Raw genomic sequence first — 22979 nt, forward strand, 5'->3', positions numbered from 1 at the left:
CGCAGGTGGTGCACCGGGTCGAGGTCGGCGATGGTAGACAAGTTCGGTGACTTCAGCTGACCAACTCGAGGGGCTCGACCTGGCCTCGCTGGACTCCTACCTGCGTTCGCTGGGGATCGGGCGCGACGGCGAGTTGCGCGCGGACTTCATCTCCGGAGGTCGCTCGAATCTGACGTTCCGCGTCTACGACGACAGCACCAGTTGGCTGGTGCGCCGGCCGCCCCTGCACGGCCTGACCCCGTCGGCGCACGACATGGCCCGCGAGTATCGGGTCGTGGCAGCGCTGCAGGACACCCCGGTTCCGGTGGCGCGCACGATCGGGTTGTGCGAGGACGATTCGGTGCTGGGCGCTCCCTTCCAGATCGTCGAGTTCGTCGCCGGGCAGGTGGTCCGGCGCCGCGCTCAACTCGAATCGTTCAGTCACACCGTGATTGGGGGCTGCGTCGACTCGTTGATCCAGGTGCTTGTCGATCTGCACAACGTCGATCCCGACGCCGTCGGGCTGGCCGATTTCGGCAAGCCGAGCGGGTATCTGGAGCGTCAGGTGCGGCGGTGGGGCTCGCAGTGGTCGCTGGTCCGGTTGCCCGAGGATCGACGCGACGGCGACGTGGAGCGACTGCATTCCGGTCTGGGCGAAGCCATTCCGCAGCAGAGCCGGACGTCGATCGTGCACGGCGACTACCGGATCGATAACACGATCCTGGACGCCGACGACCCGACGAAGGTGCGTGCCGTCGTCGACTGGGAGCTCTCCACGCTGGGGGATCCGCTGTCCGACGCCGCCCTGATGTGCGTGTACCGCGACCCCGCCCTGGATTTGATCGTCAATGCGCAGGCCGCGTGGACGTCACCGCTGCTGCCGACGGCCGACGAACTGGCCGACCGCTATTCGCTGGTGGCCGGTACACCGCTGGCCCACTGGGAGTTCTACATGGCGCTGGCCTACTTCAAGCTCGCCATCATCGCCGCGGGCATCGACTTCCGGCGACGCATGTCGGATCAGGCCCGCGGCGCCGACTCCGATCACGCACCGGAGGTCGTGTCGCCGCTGATTTCCCGCGGTCTGGCCGAATTGGCGAAGCTGCCCGGCTAGCGCGCGGCGGCCGCGTGCTGCCGTTTGGCCGCGCGGCGCAACTGCATGATCCGTGCGGTGCCGACCGCAACGGTGATCAGCCCGCCGACCACGGCCGCCAGCAAGATCGCCACGCCCTTGGGTTGGCTCCAGTGCCAGCCCAAGAACTGAAAGTCTGTCGGGGTCGTGTTCTGGGTGATGAAGATCAGCAATAAGATCAGGATCACAAAGCCGGCGATCAGCGAGGACCACAGTGCGCCGGCGCGGGTGAACCCGATGGCCGGTTCTTTGGCGGGTGCGCCGGTCTTGGCCGCAGGATTGGGCTCGGGGGGCGGCTGCCCGGGCGAGGCAGGGATGTGGCTGCTCATACTGCCATCTTTGCCCTATCCGACACAGAATGAAACCGATTCACCGCCACCAATTCCGCAGGCCAGCGTCCCCACGGTTCGGGCATTAGGGTCGGCGGTATGACGACGCTGCCGCGCCCGCAAGGCACGATCATGCGCGCGGCAGCCCTGCTGATGGCGATGTGCGTTGTTGCGGCGTGCAGCAATTCCGATCCGCTGGGAGCGCAGGTTCGAAGCCCCAACTCCATAGTCATCGGCTCCGGAGACTTTCCGGAATCGCAGATCATCGCCGAGATTTACGCACAGGCCCTGCAGGCCAACGGGTTTGAGGTGGGCACGCGGATGGGCATCGGCAGCCGGGAGACTTATATCCCTGCGCTCAAAGACCATTCCATCGACCTGGTACCGGAGTACATCGGTAACCTGTTGCTGTATTTCGCCCCGCAGTCCAAGGCCACCATGCTGGGTGCCGTCGAGGTGGAGCTGCGCCAGCGCTTGCCCGCAGACCTGTCGATCCTGGCGCCCGCGCCGGCCACCGACACCGATACCGTCAGCGTCACCGCGCAGACGGCGAACTCCTGGAGTCTGAAGACCATCGCCGATTTGGCCCCTCACTCGCCGGACGTGCGATTCGGTGCCCCCTCGGCATTCGCGACCCGCCCCGCCGGGCTGCCGGGGCTGCGGCAGAAGTATGGGCTCGACATCAAACCGGGCAACTTCGTCGCCATCGACGACGGCGGGGGCGCGGTCACCGTGCGCGCGTTGGTCGGGGGAAGGGTGAACGCCGCTAACGTCTTCACCACGTCCCCGGCCATACCGCAGAACCACCTGGTGGCCCTCGATGACCCCGAACATAACTTCGTGGCCGGAAACATTGTGCCGCTGGTCAATTCGCAGAAGAATTCGGATCATCTCAGGAACGTGCTGGACGCTGTGTCGGCGAAGCTGACCACCTCCGGTGTCGCCGGACTCAACGCGGCGGTGTCGGGAAACTCGGGCATGGATCCGGACCAGGCCGCGCGAAACTGGATACGGGACAACGGCTTCAACCATCCGATCGGAGGATGACTTGATCGTCTTCGACACAGTCACCAAGGCCTTCGCCGACGGAACCACCGCCGTGCACCAGCTCAGCCTGAGCGTCCCGAACGGGGAGCTGACCGTGTTCGTCGGGTCGTCGGGCAGCGGCAAGACCACGGCGCTGCGCATGATCAATCGGATGATCGAGCCCACTTCGGGCGTCATCACGATCGACGGGGTCGACGTGTCCACCCGCGACCCGGTGAAACTGCGCCTCGGGATCGGGTATGTCATCCAGCACGCCGGGCTGATGCCGCACCAGCGGGTGATCGACAATGTGGCAACGGTTCCCGTCTTACGGGGCCAGCCCCGCCGGGCCGCCCGCAAGGCCGCCTACGAGGTGCTCGAACGGGTCGGGCTGGACGCCAAACTCGCGACCCGCTACCCCGCGCAACTCTCCGGCGGCGAGCAACAGCGGGTCGGGGTGGCGCGCGCGCTGGCCGCCGATCCGCCCATCCTGCTGATGGACGAGCCGTTCTCCGCCGTCGACCCGGTGGTGCGCCACGACCTGCAAAACGAAATACTGCGCCTGCAAGGCGAATTGCACAAGACGATCGTCTTCGTCACCCACGACATCGATGAGGCGCTGCGGCTCGGTGATCGCGTGGCGGTGTTCAAAGGCGGTTCGTTGCAGCAATTCGACCAGCCCGCTGAGCTGCTGTCGCGGCCGGCCAACGATTTCGTGTCGAGGTTCATCGGCCTGGGCCGCGGCTACCGATGGTTACAACTCCTCGACGCGGCGGGACTACCGCTGCACGATGTCGAGCGGGTCGCGGCCGAAAAGATCACGCAGGCAGAACTTTCCGGCGGGTGGGCCGTGGTGGTCGATCCGGGCGGTGTGCCCATCGGCTGGATCGACGGCGCGGGAGTGCGGCGGCACCGCGACGGCGTGCCGTTGACGGACAGCATGAGCGGCCTCGGATCGCTGTTTCGGCCGCGGGGCAACCTGAGCCACGCGCTGGATGCGGCGCTGTCGTCGCCGTCGGGCATCGGGGTCGCCGTCGATGACGACGGCAAGGTCATCGGCGGGGTGCTGGCCGACGACGTGCTGGCCGCGGTCCGGGCCCAGCGCCCGGGCTCGGCGGAACCTCGAGGGAGGTAACCGATGCACTATCTGCTCAGCCATCTCGATGACGCCTGGGGGCTCACCGTCGTGCATTTGCGGCTGTCGTTGGTGCCGGTGCTGATCGGGCTGGCGATTGCCCTGCCGCTGGGAATGTTGGTGCAGCGCACCCGAATCGCCCGCCGGCTGACGACCGCGGCGGCCAGCGTCGTGTTCACCATCCCGTCGCTGGCGCTGTTCGTGGTGCTGCCGATGCTCATCGGGACCCGCATCCTCGACGAGGCCAACGTGCTGGTGGCGTTGACGGCCTACACCGCGGCGCTGCTGGTGCGCGCCGTGCTCGAGGCGCTGGACGCGGTACCCGCCCAGGTGCGCGACGCCGCCACGGCGGTCGGCTATTCGCCGGTCACGCGGATGCTCAAAGTCGAACTGCCGCTTTCGGTTCCGGTACTCGTCGCCGGGTTGCGGGTGGTGGTGGTCACCAACATCGCGATGGTCTCCGTGGGTTCGGTCATCGGAATCGGCGGGCTGGGCAGCTGGTTCACCCAGGGCTACCAAACCGACAAGAGCGATCAGATCCTGGCCGGCATCATCGCGCTGTTCGTACTGGCGGTGGTCATCGACGTGCTCATCGTCGTGGCCGGCCGGCTGGCAACACCGTGGGCGCACGCCACACCGCGCACCGGTCGCCGCGCGGTCGTCGCGCCCGTAGTCGGTGGTGCGCGGTGAACTTCGTCGCGCGGGCGATCTCCTACGTGTTGACCGCCGACAACTGGACCGGCCCCGTCGGGCTCGCCGCCCGCATCCTCGAACACCTCGAGTACACCGCGCTAGCCGTGGCCGCCTCTGCGTTGATCGCGATTCCCGTCGGCATGATCATCGGGCACACCGGGCGGGGCACCCTGCTGGTGGTCAGCACCGTCAACGGCTTGCGCTCCCTGCCGACGCTGGGCGTGCTGCTGTTCGGGACGCTGGTCTTCGGGCTGGGTCTGGGACCGTCGCTGGTGGCGCTGATGCTGCTGGGTGTGCCGGCGCTGCTGGCCGGCACCTATGCCGGGATCGCCAATGTCGAGCCCACGGTCGTCGATGCCGCCCGGGCGATGGGCATGACCGAGGCCCAGGTGCTGCTGCGCGTCGAGGTGCCGAATGCGTTGCCGTTGATCCTGGGTGGCCTGCGCAACGCCACGCTGCAGGTGGTCGCGACCGCGACGGTGGCCGCCTACGCCAGCCTGGGCGGACTGGGCAGATACCTGATCGACGGGATCAAGGAACGTGAGTTTCATCTCGCCCTGGTCGGGGCCCTAATGGTGGCCGCGTTGGCGCTGGTGCTCGACGGACTGCTTGCGTTGGCAGTGTGGATTTCAGTGCCGGGCACCGGGCGGCTGCGGCGAACATACCGGCCACTTCCGCATCACTTGGCGGGCACGTCTTACGGTAGATGAGTGAACGCAGCCCCCTCTGATCCGTCTCGCCGCGTGTGGCAGGCGATGCTCACCTGGCGCGCACAGGATGCTCCCCGCATGGAATCGGTACGAGTCCAGGTGTCCGGCAACAGAATCAAGGCCAATGGTCGCATCATTGCCGCCGCCACCGAAACCACCCCGGCGTTCGGCGCCTATTACGACCTGCTGACCGATGAGACCGGCGCCACCAAGCGGCTCGGCATGACCGTCACCCTCGCCGAGCGGGAGCGGGTCTTCTCGTTCGCCCGCGACGAAGAGAACATGTGGCTGGTCACAGACCACCAGGGCGAGCATCGCGCGGCCTACAACGGCGCGGTCGACGTCGACGTGGAGTTCAGCCCCTTCTTCAACGCGCTGCCCATCCGGCGGCTCGGATTACACGAGCGGCCTGCCTCGGTGACGCTGCCGGTGGTCTACGTGAACCTGCCGGAGATGTCCATCACGGCGGACACCGTGAGCTATAGCAACACCGGCAGCCCGGCCGAGATCAAACTGCGCTCGCCGATCTCCGACACCACGGTCAGCGTCGATGACGAGGGATTCATCGTCGACTATCCAGGCTTGGCAGAGCGGATCTGATCACCCCACCGGCTCGGCCGGCGGCGGCCAATTCCTGACGCCAGTTCTCCGCGCCGACGACGACGTGAAAGATGTCGCTGCGAGGGAAGCTGTCGTAGCGGATGCGCGCGGCATGGCCGGATTCGGCGAGGTCGGCGACCGAATTGTGCGCAGCCAGCGATTCGCGGGCGCGGCTCAGCAGCTCGAGGAGGCGGTCGACCGTGGGCACCAGCTGCTCGGAGTTGCCCTCGCACATCGCCCGGACCAGGTCGGGGGCGGTCGCCGCGACCCGGGTCCCGTCGCGGAACGAGCCGGCGGCCAACGCGAAAGCCAACGGCACGTCTCCGGCCACCACCGCCAGCGCCTCGGCGAGCAGGTGGGGCAGATGCGAGATGGCCGCCGCGGCGGCATCGTGCTCGTCGGACCGGGCCGGCACCACGACCGCGCCGCAGTCCAGCGCCAACGTCATCACCGTCGACCAGACCGCCGGGTCGACATGGTCGTCGACGCTGACGACCCACGCGGCCCCGGTGAACAACCCGGCATACCCGGCCGTCCAGCCCGAGTGCGCGGTGCCCGCCATCGGATGGCCCCCCACGAAGCGTTCCTGCAGCCCCGCCGCGATTACCTGATCGAGCACCGCCTGCTTGACGCTGGTGACGTCGGTCAGCGGACAGTGCGGGGCCGTCTCCTTGACGTGGGCGAGCATGCCCGCCATCGCCGGCATCGGCACGGCCAGCACGATCAGCGCCCCGGAGTCGGCGGCGCGAGACAGCGTCGCGGGCAGATCGGTGGTGGCATCGAAGCCGTCGGCGGTCGCAGCCTGTGCGCCCTCGACCGAGCGGTTATAGCCGAACACGTCCCGGCCGGCCGCCGTGGCGGCCCGCATTATCGAGCCGCCGATCAGCCCCAGCCCGAGCACACACACCGGTGTCTTAGAAGGAGGGCGTGCCACATTCCAAGGTTGGCACATCCGCTCGGGAGCGGTGGCGCCAGATGTCGAGGCCACCCGCGGCCATCTGGTCAGGGGCCTGGTCAGGGACTACCGTAAGCGGCCATGGGAGCACAACGGGCCTCTGCCCAAGGCCTGTCCGCGGACACGCCGGACGGTTTCGGCGTCGCGGTGGTGCGTGAAGAGGGCCAGTGGCGCTGTGCCCCGATGGCCCGTAAGTCGCTCTTGAGCCTGTCGGCCGCCGAGACGGAGTTGCGTGAATTGCGCAGTTCCGGGGCGGTCTTCGGCCTGCTGGACGTCGACGACGAATTCTTCGTCATCGTGCGGCCAGCGCCCTCGGGGACGCGGTTGTTGCTCTCGGATGCCACCGCCGCGCTCGATTACGACATCGCCGCGGAAGTGCTCGACAAGCTGGACGCCGACCTCGATCCGGAGGATCTGGAGGATTCAGATCCTTTCGAAGAGGGCGACTTGGGGCTGCTGTCCGACATCGGGCTGCCCGAGGCGGTCCTGGGGGTCATCGTCGACGAGACCGATCTGTACGCCGACGAGCAGCTGGGCCGCATCGCCCGGGAGATGGGCTTCGCCGACCAGCTGTCGGCGGTGATCGACCGCCTCGGTCGGTGATCCTAGCTCGGTGATCGCTGACGAAGACCTGATCCGGTCCGCGCTATCGGTTGCCGCGACGGCGGGTCCTCGCGACGTGCCCATCGGCGCAGTGGTGGTCGGTGCCGACGGAACCGAGCTGGCCCGCGCGGTGAACGCCCGCGAGGCCCTGGGCGACCCGACGGCCCACGCCGAGATCCTGGCGCTGCGCACGGCAGCCGGGGTCCTCGGCGACGGGTGGCGGCTGGAGGGCGCCACGCTGGCGGTCACCGTCGAACCGTGCACCATGTGCGCGGGCGCGCTGGTGCTATCGCGCATCGCCCGCCTGGTGTTCGGGGCCTGGGAGCCCAAGACGGGAGCGGTCGGGTCGTTGTGGGATGTGGTCCGCGACCGGCGGCTCAATCACCGTCCCGAAGTGCGCGGTGGTGTGCTGGCGCAGGAGTGTGCCGCGCCACTGGAGGCCTTTTTTGCCCGCCAGCGATTGGGGTGACGGGCCTGCCGTTGGGTAAGCTGCTCGGCGGTGGCGTGTCCGAGCGGCCTAAGGAGCACGCCTCGAAAGCGTGTGACGGCTAAAACCGTCCGAGGGTTCAAATCCCTCCGCCACCGCCAAAACCCCAAAGCCTGCAACGCAGGTGAGGGGCTATTTCTCTGTTTGCTGACCTTTGGTCTGCCCACCTGCTGCCCACACTTTGCCCACAGTCACAGGTGAGTACGAGTTGTGAAGAGTGACCGCGACAGCATCGAGATCGGTGTCGAACAGGTCCGCGTAGGTGTCCAACGTGACCTTCGCCGACTTGTGTCCGAGCATCCGTTGTAGTGCCAGCACGTTTACGCCAGCAGAGATGGCTAACGACGCCGCGGTGTGCCGAAGGTCATGCGGAGTGATCGCCTGAACCTTCGAACGCGTCACAGCACCCGAGAACCACCCCCGAGTCGACTTCGGGCGCGGTAGGTACTTTCCGTCGGGTCCGGGGAACAGCAGATCTTCTGCGCTCTTGTCTGCGCACAGTCGTGAGAGCTCGTCGAGTACGAACGACGGCACCGGTACCGACCGGACCTTGCGACCTTTGGTCTGCCCGACGGCGTGCTCGACGCCGAGCTGGACGGCGTTGTCCGCGACGACCAGGCGGCGCTTCAGGAACTCGACATCACGCACCCGCAGCGCGATCGCCTCGCCCCAGCGGAGTCCGCATAGGGCGAGCACGTACACCAGTGGCCGATGCTCGCCACACTCCGCTGCTAGGCGGTGTACGTCGTCGGCGGTCAGGTAGATGTGTCGGCGCGTTGTCTTGCGCGGTAACCCCTCGATTCCGCGCGCCGGGTTCGACGCCAACCGCCGCGCCTTAACCGCGTCTTGCAGAATCCCGGATAGCACACCGTGCGCACGCAGCACGGTCGTCGCTCCGCGGCCCTCGCGGATCATTTGGGCAATCCAAGATTCGATATCGGGCACCGAAACCTTGGCGATCTGCCAGTGACCCCACTTCGGTTGAACGTGGATGCGCCAGGCTGATTCGATCATCCGATAGTTCGACGGTGCAGTCGCCTGTTGCTTGCGCGCCAACCAATCTGGCGCCAGCTCGGCCACCATGGTGCGGCCCGCCGCCTCCGGGATGAACTCACCGGTCAGTTTCTTGACCTCTACGGTCGCCGCGAATGCCTCGGCGTCACGCTTGGTTCTGAACCCGCGCTTGTCGGTCTGTCTGTGGTCCGGCGTCCGGTAGCGGACTCGGTAAAGCGTTGCACCGCTTGCGGTTTGATACTTATTGATCGTCGCCATCGAGCACCGCTTTCAAGTCGGCTTTGAGCGCGCGAGCAATGCGCCCCTTCTTCTGGGCATTCGCTTCCGGGCCGGCGAGTTCGTCGCGTTTGGCGCTAAACGACTTGCCCCATTGGGCCAACATTTCGGCGGCGAGCCGCGAATGCTCGAGCCCTAACTCCCGCGCGAGTCGTTCCTCGGGCTCGCCGATCTGCCCGAGCATCCGCATCGTGGCACCTTTCGACACCGACTGAAGGCGGGCCGGCCAGTTATCTCGGTAGTCGTCAGTAACGACTGACTCCAACGCGGCGCCGGCCTCGCGTCGGTACCGGCCCGCCGCCGTCACGGCGTCTCCCGACAGGTAGCGGCGCAGTTCCTCAGATGAGACGCTGATTCTTGGTGTGACAGCGATGTTGTCGTCCCCGCGAACGAGGTCGCCCAACGATACGGGCCGGTCGAGTAGCTCTGAGAAGATCAGAGCCAAGGCAACCAACGTCGGCAGTGTCGGCGATACCTTGCCGTGTTCGAGGTCTGAGACTCGCCCAGTGCCCCAGTTCAAGCCGCATGCCCGCGCCGCCTTGGCTACGTCGTTGAGGTTCGCGTCACCACGTAGTTCTCGCGCGTTGCGGCCCATCACCGCCGCCAGGTCGACCGTTTCCGTCACGACACGCAACATACCCCGGTTTCGCGAGGCTTGACAGCAGGCGACGCGCGATGCAGTGTCAACGACAAGCCCGTGATTTGCATGGGTTGAGAATCTCACCGGAGGCACACCTTGAACGCGAGCGTCAACTCAGCCAGTTTGAACACATCGCCGCCCGAGACTGCTGGCCCCAAAGAGGTTGCAGCAGTGCTTCATACGACAGAGCAAGGACTTGCGCAGATGCGCTATCGCGGCATGGGGCCGAAGTTCATCAAGGTCAACCGGAAGGTCTTGTACCGATGGAGTGACGTCAACGCGTACCTCGACGCGAACACCGTTCAGCGCACCGACAGTCCGCGGGGGGTTGCGTAATGGGGAAGCCACCTGATCAGCCCGCCGTTCACGTAGCGGCGAACGCGTCGCGGCCGGGGCTGGTGCTCGTCGCGATCGGCAGCGGATCCGACCCGTACAGCGTCACGCCCGAGTTCGCCGTCGGGCTGGCCGGCCAACTGCTCGGCGCTGCCACTACAGCGCGCACCGCGGGGACGTGAGCGGCCAACTTGTCGGCGAAGTGATCGTCGCCTCAGAGACCTTACGAGCTCGCGGCGTTTCCGAGCGCGGGTTCCAAGCGTTGATTGCGATCGCCGAGAAGGCCAACACCAACACCCGGCAAGCATCAGTTCGCTGGGACCACATTCGGGCCGTCCAGTACGGCACATCGCTGTCTACCGCGAAGCGGGCCGTCAAGGAACTTGAAGATGCTGGTTACGTTCGGAAGATCAAGCGCGGCTTTAACAACCAACAAGGCAGGTCAGCAGCACCGGTCTACGAGTTATGCGCGTTGCCTGTCCGGGCGGACATCACGCGGACGCCACGTGACACGAACGGGTCATCCATGGTGACCCATTCGGGGGTAGGCGAACGGGTCACCCACGGTGACCCAATCGGTACCGCCACAAGCGATTTGCTGGACCTCAATTCGGACCGAACGGGTCATGAGACCGGACCGGACGGGTCAAATCCGGGGGCCGAACGGGTCAAATCAGAGACCGAACAGGTCACCCAGGATGACCTACTTGACGGGTTAACACTTGACGGGTTAACACCTGACGTTGCGCGAAAACCTTCTGACGAAAAGCATCTGAGGTTTCGTGGCGGGGGTACGTCACCAGGGGCCAGCCGCGAAAGCGCGCCGGCGCAGTTCGACATGCTCGCTCAGCAGCTGTACGTCAACGCCGATATGGACCACCAGTGCCCGAACTGCCGCGCCGATGCCTATGAGTGGTGTCGGCGAGACGACGGCTCGCAAAAGCGCATCCCGTGCCTGGCCCGATCCCGGAGACCAGCGTGATGTCGCGAGTGTTCGAAGAGATCTACGCCGACGCAGCGATGGACCGGGAGTGTCCGAACTGCCAGGCACCGCCTCACAGGTGGTGTAAACGGCCCAATGGTGAGACCCGCCCGGTTCCGTGCATCGCCCGTATGCGCATCGCTGCCTCGTCTGCCGGCCGCATTCGACGCTGCCCGCTGACCCCGCCCGAGGTCGAGCGGCACGCCTCGCCCGCCCACCCGACTCGATCGTTCTCCGAGCCAATCCACCAACCCGAGACCGAGCAGTGAGCGTCCTCGCCGCGGTGATCTGCTACCGCTGCACTCAGACTGGGCCCGTCACGGTCGAGTGGACCTACTGGGAGAGCGCCGGGCAAGCACGACAGGCCGAGGCCGAACTCACCCCATGCGGCCCGCTGTGCGTTGGCATGCACAGCGTCACGCGCGTCGACGTCGTGCCAGAGCCCAAGGCCGGCCGCGAGCGACAGATGACGACCGGATCCGGTCTTAATCGGGCCGGCGGAGTCAATCCGTGAGCGACCCAGAACCGATCGTGATCGGCCTCACGGCGACGGAAGCCCAGTCGGCGCACTACGCCCTTCGCGACTTCATCGCCCGCCGCGGGCTCGAGAAGAGGCCCTTGCCGCGCCGTTTCTACACCCTGCAAGCCCGACTCGTCAGTTTCGTCCGCGAAACCAAAACTTGTGCGCCGCAGACGCACTCCGCATCTTCGGCAGAGGAGGAACTCATCGACACGGCCGAAGCGGCAGCGATTATCGACCGCTCACCACAATGGGTCCGGCGTATCCGAGCCGAACTCGGCGGGCGCGACATCGGCGGTCGGTACGTCTTCCCGCGAAAAACCGTCGTCCAATACGCCGAACGAAAGGCAGTTCACCACAAGTGAACCCAACCGACTACCTACGCCTAGGCGTCGAGCAGTACCTCCGGGAACTGCCCGACGACGAATTCAGTAACCTCATTCAGCGGGTGCGCCCACCCGACGACAAGCCGGCGGGTGACGACGGAGCGTCGTTCGCGCGCAACCTGTTCAGCGCTAGCAACTAACATGCCAGGCGCGTTGCCCGGTATGACCGTCGTCGAACGCTGCATGGCGAAGGTCGACCACGCGGCCGTCAAGCGCGCCGAGCAGGACCGAGCTGCGCAAGCCACCGCGGAACGCATCAAATCGCTGTACTCCCGCCTTTTCGGAAGGGTCGTCCCTAACCGAGTTGTGGCGGCTCTCCACACCGAGAACGCGGCGCGCGAGCTACTACAGTCCGCCGACAGCAACCTCATGCAAGTCGAAATCTTGCGCCTAGCTGTCGACAACCGATGGGCCTCTGTGGTCGAAGCTTTCATCAAGGTCTGGGACGGCGAGCATCCAATCGCTGCCACCGTCCAAGAACTATGGAGCCTGACCACCGGCCGCGTCTCGGCCTAGCCACCCCGAAAGGAAACGCACGCAATGTCTCTCGCACAGCTCGAATCCCAGATCGACGATCTGCGCAAGCAGGCCGCGAACATTCAGAGCCGATGGGCCCGCACCGCCGACCTACTCGACGCCGACAACACCCTCACCGACACCGGGAAGCGGGCCAAGCTCGACAGCGAGCACGCACAGGTGAGCGCCAAACTCAGCGACCTCCGCAAGAAGGAGAAGGAGCTCATCACCGGCAAGCGGCAGTCACTTGAGAAGTCGCTGTTCGGGCTCTCCAGCCTGACGAGCAGCGATCCCGGCCAGGTCATCGCCTATCGCGACGCACAAGACCGCGCAGCGCGACTCACCCAAGCCGACGAAGCGGGCGAGGTATTCGCGGCAGCCATCCGCTCCGACGACAAGACCCTCGCCGCCGCAATACTTGGGCGAGCACTCGACGCCGGTTGGAGCGGCATCGTCGCCGAATACATCAAGCAAAACCCAAGCGCCAAAGAGCAACTCGATGACCTCGCCAAGATTCAGGACTACGACTCGTTCGGTGCGAACTTGTCCTACGCCACCCTTAGCCCGTCATTCCGCGGTGGCTGGTAGCCACCTGACGGCCTCGCGGCGGGCGCGAACGGAGTTCCCGTCACCCGTGCACGCGCCGCCGCGAGGCCCAACCCCTACCGGGGGTGACCCCCACCGCGCCCCGTCGCTGCACCTCACGGCATATGCGCCTCCCCCTCCGCCCCGATTTTTTTCAAAACGAGCAGAAGGAAATCCCGACGTGACTGAGCGCAGATTGCGCGCTGTGGGGGCGGGCGAGAAGGCGCCGGCGAAGCGGACTCCGCGGAAGTCTGCGCCGAAGTCGGTTGTCGATGCGGCGAGGAGTGGTGATCGCCGGCAGCTGCTCGTGGCGTTGCAGTATCGGATCGCGAAGACCATCGACGACCCGAAGACCGCGGGTCCGGCGTTCGCGGCGTTGATCAAGCAGCAGCGTGACATTGCGGCCGAGATTCATGCGATCGACCTCGCTTCCGAAGCCGCCTCGTCGACGTCGGGTTCGAAGTCGACGATCGCTACGACGCCCGACGAGCCGTGGGACGAGTTGATGATCTGAGCGCCCGCCGTGCCGTGCTACTTCTGCCTATTCGTCAGGCTTGCTCAGAAGCTCGCTCGGGTCGAAGTCGCCTGGCGTCACGAATTTCTCCGCATAGTCCTGCTCGGCGTGCAGCTTGGCACTGCCGAGGTCATCGAAGCGGCCAAGCTCGGTGACGGTTCCTTCCTCGTCATTAGCTTCGATCTTTAGCAGGTAGACCTCGCTGGGATTGTCGGGGTTCTCAATCGGTTCGATCTTGTAGTACTCACCGTCAACACCATGCAGTCCAAGGCCGTCGATTCCATTCGGGTGCCACTCGCTCATAGGACAAGCGTGCCCGATCTTCACGGACTGCGCCGTCCAACTTGTCAGAATCGACCAATCCGGCGTGCGTCCGCCGTTCCCAGCCCGCGGCCCGCATGCTTGGCGGGTGACGATACGGCAGGAGGCGACGCGCGCCCTGTACGAGGGCTCACTCGCCGACCCCGGCGACCGCAACCCGTATGCCGTCCGGTCGCTCCATCCTCGCCAGGCCGAGGAGGCTCGGCTCTAGCCGCGGCTCTCTTCTGCGGCAAGTCTGCCGTTTTCGCGCATCCGCGCATTTGGCTGACCCGATTCGAGGCATACGGCAAGTCCGTCGCCTCTAATCTCGGTGCCGTGGGGACATTCAACGGTCTCAGGGCGAAATTCGACTCCGACGATGATCGGCGGCGTGGAAAGCAGTTCGAGGACGTCTGCAAGTGGTTTCTAGAGAATGACCCGACCTACCGGCCGCTTCTTCGGCGGGTGTGGCTGTGGGACGACTGGCCGGGCCGGAGGGGCATAGACGCCGGCATCGACCTGGTCGCGGAGGACAACGACGGCAAGCTGTGGGCGATCCAGGCCAAGGCGTACGCATCGTCGCACAGCATCAGCAAGCGTGACGTGGACAAGTTCGTCGCCGAGTCCAGCCGGTCGAAGTTCACCCACCGCTTGCTTATTGCCACAACCGACAAGCGCCATCACATCGCCACACGCCTGATGGATGACCTCGGAATCCCCTTCATCGGTCTAACTCAATTGCGCGAAGCCGACGACTACCTCGACTGGCCCAGCACCCCGGCTGTCTTAAGGCCCTCGAAGCTGCCGAAACCCAAGACGCCCTGGGCCTACCAGCGCACCGCCATCAATGACGTTGTGAAGGGCTTCAAGACCGGCGATCGCGGCCAACTCATCATGGCCTGTGGCACCGGCAAGACTCTGACCGCCTGGTTCATCACCGAAAGACTTCAGGCTGAACGGGTTCTGGTCTTGGTGCCCTCGCTGTCGCTTCTGAAGCAGACCATGCGGGAGTGGCAGACCGCTAATCCGAGGACGTCTTTCGCTGCGATGCCTGTGTGCAGCGACGAGACTGTCGGCACTCTCGGCGAAGACGCGGCGGTGTCGCACACCAGCGATATGGGTGTGCCGGTGACCACCGACCCAGCGGTGATCGCCGAGTTCTTACGGAAGCGATCCGGCCCACGCGTCGTGTTCTCCACCTACCAGTCCTCTCCCCAGATTGCCGCAGCGTTCAGGCTGGGCCGGGCGCCACGGTTTGATCTGGTCATAGCCGATGAAGCTCACCGCTGCGCCGGACCAGTGTCATCAGACTTCGCCACGGTTCTAGACCCAGAAAAAATCAGGGCGCGCCGGCGGCTGTTTATGAGCGCGACGCCGCGTTACTTCACCGGGCGGATATTGCGCGAAGCCAAAGAAGCCGACTATGAGATCGCTTCCATGGACGACCACACCCGATTCGGCGATGTGTTTCATCGGCTGAGTTTCAGTGAAGCCATCGACCGCAAGCTGCTCACCGACTACCAGGTGGCCATCATCGGCGTGGACGACGCCACTTATCTCGACTGGGCTAGGCGCGGCACCCTGGTGACCCCAGACGGCAAGAGAATCATCGACGCCCGCTCACTGGCCGGGCAGATCGGCTTGGCGAAGGCCATGCGCAAGTTCGACCTGCACCGGGTGATCAGCTTCCACAGCCGAGTCAAGGCCGCGCGGGAGTTCGCGGCGTCGATGCCTGCGGTACTGGACTGGATGCCCGCCCGACATCGTCCCAAAGGCTCGCTGTGGTCGAAGTATGCCTCCGGAGAGATGTCTGCCGGCGAACGCGCCATGCTGATACAGCACCTCAAGAGACTCGATGACGGGGAACGCGGCTTGCTCGCCAACGCGCGATGCCTGGCCGAAGGCGTCGATGTCCCCGCCCTCGACGGGGTTGCCTTCATCGACCCGCGCCGCGCCGAAGTGGACATCGTGCAGGCGGTGGGACGGGCCATCCGCAAGTCCGAAACCAAAACGATCGGCACCGTCGTCATCCCCGTATTCATCGACACCGAGGAGGATGCCCACGCGGCACTGGACTCCTCGGCCTTCAAGCCGGTGTGGGATGTCATCAAGGCCCTCCGGGCGCACGACACTGAGCTCGGTGAGCAGCTCGACGCCCTACGACGGGAGATGGGCCGCAACGGCGGCAGGCCCCAGCTACCGAGCAAGATTCACGTCGATGTGCCAGCCACTGTGAGCAAGGACTTTGTAAACGCCTTCCGGGTGCACGTGGTGGATGCGACCACCGCGCCGTGGGAGTTCTGGTTCGGGCTATTGGAAGGCTACGTCGCCGAACACGGTCATGCCCGTCCCTCGTACACGTTTAGCGTCGGCGACAACCGGCTCGGGGCCTGGGTAGCGAAGCAGCGATCCCACTACAGCAGCGGGAGGCTGTCTCAAGAACGGCAACAGCGGCTTGAGGAATTGCCTGGTTGGACGTGGACTCCGCGTGACGCCCTATGGGAGGAGGGTTTCGCGAGACTTCAGGACTATGTCGCGCAGAACGGCACTGCTCGCCTTCCTAAGGACTGTGTCTTCAACGGATTCCCGGTCGGCGCGTGGGTCACAACGCAACGTTCAGCGCACTCGGGAAGGGAACTCCGCGCTGAGCGAATACAGCGGTTAGAGGCGCTGCCTGGCTGGACGTGGAATACGAGAAGCGACAAGTGGTACTTCCAGTACGCGCTACTGAAGAAGTACGCCGCCGAACACGGCCACACGCGACTAGCCGCGTTGGAGATGTATGACGGAGTGCGACTTGGGCAGTGGGTGGCGCAACAGCGATACCACCGGAATAAGGGCAACGTTGATCCTGCGCGAGTTCGCCTACTAGAGAAGTTCCCCGACTGGATCTGGGACGCTGTCACGGACCAGTGGGAGGAAGGATTCCGTCACCTTCAGGAGTATGTGCAGAAGCATGGCGACGCCCTCGTGTCGCAGTCATTTAGGTCCGCCGACGGCTACAAACTCGGGCAGTGGGTCACCATTCAACGCACGGTCTATCGCGACGGCGATATGGGCGAGGAACGTCAGGCGCGGTTGGAAGCACTGGCCGGCTGGTCCTGGGATCCGCGTGACTCCCTATGGGACTACTGGTATTCGGCACTTGAGGACTACGTCCGCGTGAACGGGAGCGCTCGCGTACCACGCTCCGATCGTGGCTCCGACAGGGCCGATCAGTTGGCGAATTGGGTACAGACACAGCGGTCCTCGTACGCCAAAGGCTCTCTACGACACGACCGGATCACCCGTTTGGAGGTTTTGCCGGGGTGGGTGTGGGACCCCCACGAAGCCGCGTGGGAGGAAGGCTTCACGAAGATCCGGGAGTACGCCGCAGTTCACGGCGACTGCATCGTGCCGCACTCCCTTGTGCAAGACGGATACCGGCTCGGCGGTTGGGTCAACAACCAGCGCACGAATTACTCGAAGGGGACACTGAGGCCCGAGTACGCGAAGCGATTGGAGTCGCTGCCCGGCTGGGTCTGGGACGTCATCGAGTCGAAGTGGGACGAAGGTTTCCGAAATCTCGTGGACTACATGAAGGACCACGACGGCGCCACACCCCCGCCAAGGTACCGGCAAGGTGACTACTCGCTGGGTTCCTGGGTGGGTACCCAACGCACCACCTACAGGGCAGGAAGGCTGAGAGACGATCGGGCGCGCCGGCTGGAGGCACTTTCCGGCTGGAGTTGGGACACGAAAGCCGACCAGTGGGAGCGGACATACGAGCTCCTCAAGCAGTACGCGGATCGTAATGGCACTGCTCGGGTTCCCTATCGCTACTGCGTCGACGGGATCCAAGTCGCGTCGTGGATAGGTACGCAAAAAGGCGCCTACAGGAAGGGCACGTTGTGTTCCGAACGGCAACGCAGGTTGGAGAAGCTACCGGGATGGACGTGGACCCTTTCGGAGGACGTTTGGGAGGAACGGTGCGCACTCCTTGAGAAGTTCGCCGCGCGTGAGGGCCACACGCGAGTGCCGCAAAAGCATGTCGAAGAGGGGATACGACTAGGAATCTGGGTCTCGGTTCAACGACGCGATGCACTTGCTGACGTCATGCCGCCGGAACGACGCAAAAGACTGGAGGAGTTGCCCGGCTGGGCGTGGGACGGCAGGGCACCCAAGCCCAAACCGTAAGTGCTGAGCAGACTCCCTGCGGGGTGATTTTTTGGCGCCTGATGGGTGTCGTGGTCCTTGATCGTGAGCGTGGGATCGCCGGACGCGGCCCGCGCGGCTGCATGATGGCCGTGTGACGATGCGGCAGGCTGCAACGCGGGCGCTCTACGAGGGCTCACTCGCCGACCCCGGCGAGCGCAACCCGTACGCTGGCCGGTCGCTGGTCCTAGCGAAACTGTGGATGCGCGGCTACTGGCGCATGCTGCACGTCCGGATTCACACGGGGCCGGCTATGGCGCGATACCACGAAGCGCGCGCCGCGGCCGATTCCATGTCGGACCAGACCGGTATGTTTCGAAGCGAATAGCGTTGCGGCGGATCGTCACACAAACACGACCGACGGCAATGACGCAACCAGCAACCGTAGTGTTCTACAGTTATCGCAACCGAATTCGCAGGGGTGACGCAATGGCCGACCGATCGGCGATCGAATGGACCGAAGCGACTTGGAATCCCGTCACCGGCTGCGACCGAATCTCCGCGGGCTGCGACCACTGTTACGCCATGACGTTGGCAAAACGCTTGAAGGCCATGGGATCCGAGAAGTACCAGAACGACGGTGACCCGCGCACGTCGGGGCCAGGCTTCGGCATCACCGTCCATCCGCAGGCACTCGACGAGCCTCGTCGCTGGCGCCAGCCGCGGACCGTGTTCGTCAACTCGATGTCCGATCTGTTCCACGCGCGCGTGCCGGTGAGTTTCATCCGGGACGTGTTCGACGTCTGTCGCGATACGCCTCAGCACACCTATCAAGTGCTCACCAAACGCAGCCTGCGCCTGCGGCGGCTCGGCGAAAACCTCGACTGGCCAAGCAATCTCTGGATGGGCGTCTCGGTCGAGAACGCGGACGCCTTGCCTCGTGTCGACCATCTGCGCTACGTACCCGCAGCCGTTCGCTTCCTGTCGTGTGAGCCGCTGATCGGACCGCTCGATGGGTTGAATCTCGCTGGCATCCACTGGGTCATCGCCGGCGGCGAGTCGGGCGCGAATCATCGTCCTGTCAAAGGGGAATGGGTGCGCGGCATCCGCGACGTGTGCCAGGGCGCCGGCGTCGCGTTCTTCTTCAAGCAGTGGGGCGGCCGGACGCCGAAGGCCGAAGGGCGGGAACTCGACGGCCGGCGCTGGGACGAGATGCCGACCGCGGTCTAGCGGTTCTCGTCGAGGTATTCCTCGTAGCTCCACCAGTCGGCGCTTGTCGGATCCCAGCACGGCTCGGGGCGCCATAACCGCTGGCCGGCGTTCGTATCGTCGAGGCCGTCGTCGAACAGGGAGAACTGGCCGGTCTTCGCTTCCTTGGCCTGCCGCATCATCTCCGGTTCGCGCAACGCGGCCTCGTTGTACAGGTGCTGCATGATGCGATCGCCTGCCTCATGGTCGGTGGCGAACACCATGTCGTAGATCTCCGTCTTGTTCGGCATCTGCATCGGGATCCGATGAGTGATTGCATATCCGAGTTCGTGCTCAAGCTTCCACCGCATGAGGTTGACCATCTGCTGGCGGTACTCGCTGGGCGTGAGCTTTCGCTGATCGAGCGCGCGCAGGATCTGGCGCCACTCGCCGCCGCCATACAGTCGGTCTACCTGCTCCCGGTATGGCTCGTACGGAATGCCGCCCCGGCCGCGGACGCCCTTGTTGATCATGGTCGGCGACACCAGGATCCAGATTTCGGCCTTCCATCCCTGCTTGTTTGTGCGGAACCTGGCGAGCTTCTCGATCGTCGACCAGTGCACTTCGGCGGCTTGCTGGTCGACGAACGCGAACGTCGGCGCCCACGCGACGTCGGCCAGGCCGGCGAGAATGCCGTCGATGGTGACGTTGCAGTCGCCTTGCACGACCTCGTACCGGGTGTCGCCGGGGAACGCTTCTCGCAGGTGCGTTTCGAGAGCCTGTGCTCGCGACGCGCTGAGTTCACCGAAGCGCAGTCGGGTGAAGGGCGGCAGAGCCTTCATGGCGACGACGGGCGAGCCGTCGAACTCGACCCCGGTGTGCCGCTCGACGTTCTTGGGTTGGCCGGCCATCAGGTCGAGGTAAATGCACTCGGAGGACTTTCCGCTGACCGCTCTTGCGAAGGCGGGCAGATAGCCGTTGAGTATTTCCAACTTGTTCCGCGTCCAGTACGACCACGGACGCGCATTCGGGTTCGCCAGAATTCCCTCCCCAGGATACGAACCACCAGTATTGCTCTCGATATTGTTAACCGCAGGCAGTGACGCTCTAAAGGCGACGAATACCAAGCGCTAAGCGGTCTACGGCCGAGACCGGCATCAAGCGTTCTGGCCGCGGACGGATTCCGGTCGGCCGCCGTATCCAGGCGGATTCGCTAGGTAGTCTGCGATTGCCGGTACGGCGGTCAGGTCCTCACAAAGTCCCACCAAGTGGGTCGCGACGTCGTAGGAGTACGCAAGGGCGTCCCGATGCACGTCGGGATCAACAGGTACTCGCTTCTTGTCCTCCGGGTTTTCCAGCAGCGCAACGGATGCGCCCCACCTCCGACTAAATCGACTCATCCAGCAGACTTCGCTCGCAGACAGCGCCCCGGTGTGGGCGACGTAGTTTCGATAGTCCGCGAGTGTCACCCCGTAGGTGTTCCAACTGCTCGCTACCGTTGCGGCGATCGGCTCCGGTATGTGCGTCGATCCTGACTCGATCGCCGCGACGGTCTTGCGCATCGAGCTCCAACGTCCCTTCCCGTCGGGTGAGCCGCTGAAGTGCTTCCACAGGACTTTCGAAATGGCCTCATACACACGGCGCGCCGCCCCGAGATACGCGTCCACTTCAAACAAGACGCGGGCATCGCCAGTGTTTCCACTCTGCGGGCCCTCCCAATATCCGTGGTACTCATCGAATATCCGACAGGCTCTGACGTAATAGTTGATGACACTGTTGAGGTGGTAGAGGGATTCCCGGAGGAAGAATCGGACGTCACTTTCCTCGTAGTAGTCCGCGACCCCGTGAGGGCCGGGAACGTCTAGAGCGTGAATCGCCCGCTCGTTGAGCGATGACCCGTCTCGATCGACGAGCGTCAATGTGAACTCGTTGTAGATCGGCAATCGAGTTGTGGCGATAATCGCAAGGCCGGCCGGCGGCTGCTCACCATCGGGCACCACGATTCCGTGCTCGTACACGTCGACATTGTCGGGATACGTCATGGAGTCCAGCATCTCAGCGAGAAGGGTGGCGATGCACGCCGTTTTCCGGCTCTAGTCAAGCGCAACCATCATGGCCGCGCGTATCTCGTCGGCGTCGACCGCGGTGTAATGCAGCAATCTGCGCGCCGCGCGAAAGCTGCTCGGACATTCCAGCGTCGCGACGACGGAGGGGATCCGCGTAGGCCATCGGCTATGGGTTGTCCAAGACCCAACTGCCGCCAGGCGGCTCTTCGGCGTGCATAAACAGCTCGGTGCTCGCTTCGATATCCATGATGCGCACGTAAAATTCGCTGCCGGACACCGTGTCAGTGATGACCGAGAAGGGCTGCTCACTGTCGGTTTCTTCGCGCACCTGCGGATCGCCGAGCAAGTCAAGACGATAACGAGGCAGTTGAGCAAGCTCAGTGAGATAGTTCTGAACAGCTTGTGCAGAGGAGAACGACCGGCCGTTGTTGTTGTCAGGGCGTTGATCAATACGCCATACGACATACTCGGCTACCGGATCTTCACCACTTCCAAACTCTCCCGACACGTTGAACGAGATGTTGTAGCCGCGCTCAAAAGCTTTGGGTTGGAGCTTGTCAGCTTGGGTCATCACTTGGGCGGCCAGGGTCAGGGGATCCGCCGGTTCTGGCTCTGCCGGGGCTGGCTCGTCAGGCGCTACATCGTCGGGCTCGTCTTGGGGCGGCACGTCCAGAAGTTCGGTAATCGTGATTGTGGCGTCGCGCACCGAGCGGATGCGAAAACGCATGTCCAGTAGGTGCGTAATCCGTTGGAGCAACTCGAACGGCTCTACGCCGTGGATTTGGATATCGGCCGCCCGAATATTCGGCATCTCGTAGATACGCCGCTCGGCCAGTTCTGATTTCCGCACGGCGATCACATGAGGGGTGTGCATCCCAGTTTCACCACCGCCGAAGTCGAGCCCGATGATGAGCCACTCGTCTCGGTCAACCCCCGTGAGGTCGTAGATGTCCACCGGCCCGGTCAGCTTCTGATCGAGCTGCGCTGTACCCACCCAATCCGGGTAGGCCACCGTTGCATGGCCCCATTCGTACTGGTACTCGTCCATTGCTACCCCGTCCTACGTCGCCGTCAGGGTAATTATCGAGTAGCGCGATTTGGGCTCGACCCTCGCCCAGGTGGCTTATCCGACGCCACTGGGTGCGCGGCACGTGGCGATGGTGGCCGCCGATCGGCCGGCGCGGGGTACGCCGCGATCGGGCCGGACCGTGCAGGCGGCAGCGGTCGCGGCGCAGGCCTGCTCACATCAGGGCCAGCACGGCTGCAGCGACGTCGAGCGCCTGGGCGACGCCCGCGGCGTTGAGGCAACGCGGGCCCCTTCCGCCGCGCACTGCGACGGCACGACGGCGCAGCGATCCGACCGGATCGCCGGCTGTGCACGCGTCGAACGAGACCGCGGCGGCGACCAGTCGGGCGTCGGACCATGCGAGGCCCACGAGCGCTTCTTCGGCGTGCAGGACGCCGGCGAGGTCTTGGAGCGCGGCACGAAACGCGGTGCTACCGGCGGCGGTTTCCGCAGCGTCGACGAGGAGGTCGAGTGCGGCTGTCTCGGGATTGGTAGGCGAGTGGTCAACGGTGATCGTCACGCGGTGAAGCTAACGCGCTATTAACCGAAATATCAAGGGCTGCAAAGAAACTCGGACATATGACGCTATCAGCGCAAATGCTCGAAATGCGGCATATGTCGAACTGGCGAAAATGTCGCGCGATGCCAACTCTGCGTGGCCTGAGCGCTGCCCACGGTGTGCCCACATTCTGCCCACAGTTACAGATAACTACCGTGAACTACGGTGACGCATTTTGCCTGGTGGTGGACACCGAAGCAGGTCGCCGGCGGCTCGGTTTATCTTTCAAATCCCTCCGCCACCGCCAAAAC

29 protein-coding genes, 1 tRNA gene and 1 pseudogene are annotated in these 22979 nt (G+C 64.7%); 22 read left to right on the forward strand and 9 right to left on the reverse strand.

The genetic code is table 11. From position 1 onward, the window contains the following. Positions 1–46 precede the first annotated feature (46 nt). Complete coding sequence (locus DQP58_RS04710) at positions 47–1093, forward strand: phosphotransferase family protein (RefSeq protein WP_112707332.1); 1047 nt, start codon at positions 47–49, stop codon at positions 1091–1093. On the opposite strand, the gene DQP58_RS04715 is transcribed toward DQP58_RS04710, so the two are convergent. Then, positions 1090–1440 (reverse strand): LapA family protein, encoded by a 351-nt coding sequence (locus DQP58_RS04715; protein WP_112707333.1) that lies wholly within the window; start codon positions 1438–1440, stop codon positions 1090–1092. The two genes, DQP58_RS04710 and DQP58_RS04715, sit on opposite strands and share 4 nt — an antisense overlap. A gap of 99 nt (positions 1441–1539) precedes the next feature. Here DQP58_RS04715 and DQP58_RS04720 point away from each other — a divergent pair, with 99 nt between their 5' ends. The 5 genes and pseudogenes from DQP58_RS04720 to DQP58_RS04740 all read left to right on the forward strand — a co-directional run bounded on the left by DQP58_RS04720 (position 1540) and on the right by DQP58_RS04740 (position 5604). Then, complete coding sequence (locus DQP58_RS04720; protein ID WP_112707334.1) at positions 1540–2487, forward strand: ABC transporter substrate-binding protein; 948 nt, start codon at positions 1540–1542, stop codon at positions 2485–2487. 1 nt (position 2488) lies between these two features. After that, complete coding sequence (locus tag DQP58_RS04725) at positions 2489–3601, forward strand: ABC transporter ATP-binding protein (RefSeq protein ID WP_112707335.1); 1113 nt, start codon at positions 2489–2491, stop codon at positions 3599–3601. 3 nt (positions 3602–3604) lie between these two features. Then, positions 3605–4291 (forward strand): ABC transporter permease, encoded by a 687-nt coding sequence (locus tag DQP58_RS04730; protein ID WP_112707336.1) that lies wholly within the window; start codon positions 3605–3607, stop codon positions 4289–4291. Then, positions 4288–5000, forward strand: a pseudogene (locus tag DQP58_RS04735) (ABC transporter permease). The gene DQP58_RS04730 and the pseudogene DQP58_RS04735 overlap by 4 nt, the downstream one beginning before the upstream one ends. A 4-nt stretch (positions 5001–5004) precedes the next feature. Further along, entirely contained in the window at positions 5005–5604 is a 600-nt protein-coding gene (locus DQP58_RS04740) for a putative glycolipid-binding domain-containing protein (protein WP_112707338.1), read from the forward strand. Here DQP58_RS04740 and DQP58_RS04745 read toward each other — a convergent pair. Then, the gene (locus DQP58_RS04745) at positions 5567–6511 is read right to left on the reverse strand and encodes a prephenate dehydrogenase (protein ID WP_165827798.1); all 945 of its coding nucleotides are present in this window, start codon (positions 6509–6511) and stop codon (positions 5567–5569) included. The genes DQP58_RS04740 and DQP58_RS04745 overlap by 38 nt on opposite strands. A 129-nt stretch (positions 6512–6640) precedes the next feature. Between DQP58_RS04745 and DQP58_RS04750 the strand changes: the two genes are divergently transcribed. The 3 genes from DQP58_RS04750 to DQP58_RS04760 all read left to right on the forward strand — a co-directional run bounded on the left by DQP58_RS04750 (position 6641) and on the right by DQP58_RS04760 (position 7750). Then, on the forward strand, positions 6641–7162 hold the full coding sequence (locus DQP58_RS04750) for a tRNA adenosine deaminase-associated protein (RefSeq protein ID WP_067093558.1): 522 nt from the start codon (positions 6641–6643) through the stop codon (positions 7160–7162). A 10-nt stretch (positions 7163–7172) separates the two neighbouring features. After that, positions 7173–7631, forward strand: a complete 459-nt coding sequence (locus DQP58_RS04755; RefSeq protein WP_112707340.1) for a nucleoside deaminase — start codon at positions 7173–7175, stop codon at positions 7629–7631. A gap of 29 nt (positions 7632–7660) precedes the next feature. After that, positions 7661–7750: transfer RNA gene (locus DQP58_RS04760), tRNA-Ser, on the forward strand. 31 nt (positions 7751–7781) lie between these two features. On the opposite strand, the gene DQP58_RS04765 is transcribed toward DQP58_RS04760, so the two are convergent. Together DQP58_RS04765 and DQP58_RS04770 are read right to left on the reverse strand one after the other, a co-directional pair. Next, positions 7782–8921 carry a tyrosine-type recombinase/integrase gene (locus DQP58_RS04765; protein ID WP_112707341.1) on the reverse strand — a complete coding sequence of 380 codons (1140 nt, stop codon included), beginning with the start codon at positions 8919–8921 and terminating at the stop codon, positions 7782–7784. Next, positions 8905–9564 (reverse strand): helix-turn-helix domain-containing protein, encoded by a 660-nt coding sequence (locus DQP58_RS04770; protein WP_133259337.1) that lies wholly within the window; start codon positions 9562–9564, stop codon positions 8905–8907. Before DQP58_RS04770 ends, DQP58_RS04765 begins: the two co-directional genes overlap by 17 nt. A gap of 138 nt (positions 9565–9702) precedes the next feature. Between DQP58_RS04770 and DQP58_RS27050 the strand changes: the two genes are divergently transcribed. The 9 genes from DQP58_RS27050 to DQP58_RS26585 all read left to right on the forward strand — a co-directional run bounded on the left by DQP58_RS27050 (position 9703) and on the right by DQP58_RS26585 (position 13415). Continuing rightward, positions 9703–9915, forward strand: coding sequence for a helix-turn-helix transcriptional regulator (locus tag DQP58_RS27050; RefSeq protein ID WP_112707343.1), 213 nt, complete (start codon positions 9703–9705; stop codon positions 9913–9915). Continuing rightward, positions 9915–10094, forward strand: a complete 180-nt coding sequence (locus tag DQP58_RS04780) for a hypothetical protein (protein ID WP_112707344.1) — start codon at positions 9915–9917, stop codon at positions 10092–10094. Before DQP58_RS27050 ends, DQP58_RS04780 begins: the two co-directional genes overlap by 1 nt. Next, complete coding sequence (locus tag DQP58_RS26580) at positions 10091–10894, forward strand: hypothetical protein (RefSeq protein ID WP_133259338.1); 804 nt, start codon at positions 10091–10093, stop codon at positions 10892–10894. The genes DQP58_RS04780 and DQP58_RS26580 overlap by 4 nt, the downstream gene beginning before the upstream one ends. 265 nt (positions 10895–11159) lie before the next feature. Then, positions 11160–11408 (forward strand): hypothetical protein, encoded by a 249-nt coding sequence (locus tag DQP58_RS04785; RefSeq protein ID WP_112707345.1) that lies wholly within the window; start codon positions 11160–11162, stop codon positions 11406–11408. Then, positions 11405–11779, forward strand: a complete 375-nt coding sequence (locus DQP58_RS04790; protein ID WP_112707346.1) for a helix-turn-helix domain-containing protein — start codon at positions 11405–11407, stop codon at positions 11777–11779. Before DQP58_RS04785 ends, DQP58_RS04790 begins: the two co-directional genes overlap by 4 nt. After that, a complete protein-coding gene (locus tag DQP58_RS26725) occupies positions 11776–11940 on the forward strand; it encodes a hypothetical protein (RefSeq protein WP_165827796.1) in 165 nt (54 codons plus the stop codon). Before DQP58_RS04790 ends, DQP58_RS26725 begins: the two co-directional genes overlap by 4 nt. 22 nt (positions 11941–11962) lie before the next feature. Continuing rightward, positions 11963–12316 (forward strand): hypothetical protein, encoded by a 354-nt coding sequence (locus DQP58_RS04795; RefSeq protein ID WP_133259339.1) that lies wholly within the window; start codon positions 11963–11965, stop codon positions 12314–12316. 24 nt (positions 12317–12340) lie between these two features. Continuing rightward, entirely contained in the window at positions 12341–12904 is a 564-nt protein-coding gene (locus tag DQP58_RS04800) for a hypothetical protein (protein WP_112707348.1), read from the forward strand. 178 nt (positions 12905–13082) lie between these two features. Then, positions 13083–13415 (forward strand): hypothetical protein, encoded by a 333-nt coding sequence (locus tag DQP58_RS26585; protein WP_133259340.1) that lies wholly within the window; start codon positions 13083–13085, stop codon positions 13413–13415. Between the two features lie 27 nt (positions 13416–13442). Here DQP58_RS26585 and DQP58_RS04810 read toward each other — a convergent pair whose 3' ends face one another. Beyond that, a complete protein-coding gene (locus DQP58_RS04810) occupies positions 13443–13718 on the reverse strand; it encodes a hypothetical protein (RefSeq protein WP_112707350.1) in 276 nt (91 codons plus the stop codon). A 106-nt stretch (positions 13719–13824) separates the two neighbouring features. Between DQP58_RS04810 and DQP58_RS27380 the strand changes: the two genes are divergently transcribed. The 4 genes from DQP58_RS27380 (at position 13825) to DQP58_RS04825 (ending at position 19079) form a co-directional block, all read left to right on the forward strand. Then, a complete protein-coding gene (locus DQP58_RS27380) occupies positions 13825–13947 on the forward strand; it encodes a hypothetical protein (protein WP_276310486.1) in 123 nt (40 codons plus the stop codon). Positions 13948–14051: 104 nt separating this feature from the next. Next, positions 14052–17891, forward strand: a complete 3840-nt coding sequence (locus tag DQP58_RS04815) for a DEAD/DEAH box helicase (RefSeq protein WP_112707351.1) — start codon at positions 14052–14054, stop codon at positions 17889–17891. A gap of 118 nt (positions 17892–18009) precedes the next feature. After that, complete coding sequence (locus tag DQP58_RS27560; RefSeq protein WP_112707398.1) at positions 18010–18237, forward strand: ribosome modulation factor; 228 nt, start codon at positions 18010–18012, stop codon at positions 18235–18237. 101 nt (positions 18238–18338) lie between these two features. Further along, positions 18339–19079 carry a DUF5131 family protein gene (locus tag DQP58_RS04825; RefSeq protein ID WP_112707352.1) on the forward strand — a complete coding sequence of 247 codons (741 nt, stop codon included), beginning with the start codon at positions 18339–18341 and terminating at the stop codon, positions 19077–19079. Here the strand turns inward: DQP58_RS04825 and DQP58_RS04830 are convergent. The 4 genes from DQP58_RS04830 to DQP58_RS04845 form a co-directional block, all read right to left on the reverse strand. Continuing rightward, entirely contained in the window at positions 19076–20077 is a 1002-nt protein-coding gene (locus tag DQP58_RS04830; RefSeq protein WP_112707399.1) for a three-Cys-motif partner protein TcmP, read from the reverse strand. The genes DQP58_RS04825 and DQP58_RS04830 overlap by 4 nt on opposite strands. A 117-nt stretch (positions 20078–20194) precedes the next feature. Next, positions 20195–21079, reverse strand: coding sequence for a hypothetical protein (locus DQP58_RS04835; protein ID WP_133259341.1), 885 nt, complete (start codon positions 21077–21079; stop codon positions 20195–20197). 190 nt (positions 21080–21269) lie between these two features. After that, complete coding sequence (locus tag DQP58_RS04840) at positions 21270–22151, reverse strand: hypothetical protein (protein WP_112707354.1); 882 nt, start codon at positions 22149–22151, stop codon at positions 21270–21272. A gap of 193 nt (positions 22152–22344) precedes the next feature. Further along, entirely contained in the window at positions 22345–22689 is a 345-nt protein-coding gene (locus DQP58_RS04845) for an amino acid aminotransferase (protein WP_112707355.1), read from the reverse strand. Between the last annotated feature and the right edge of the window lie 290 nt (positions 22690–22979).

Origin of the sequence: Mycobacterium colombiense, from assembly GCF_003284975.1 — a bacterium.
GTDB lineage: Bacteria > Actinomycetota > Actinomycetes > Mycobacteriales > Mycobacteriaceae > Mycobacterium > Mycobacterium europaeum_A.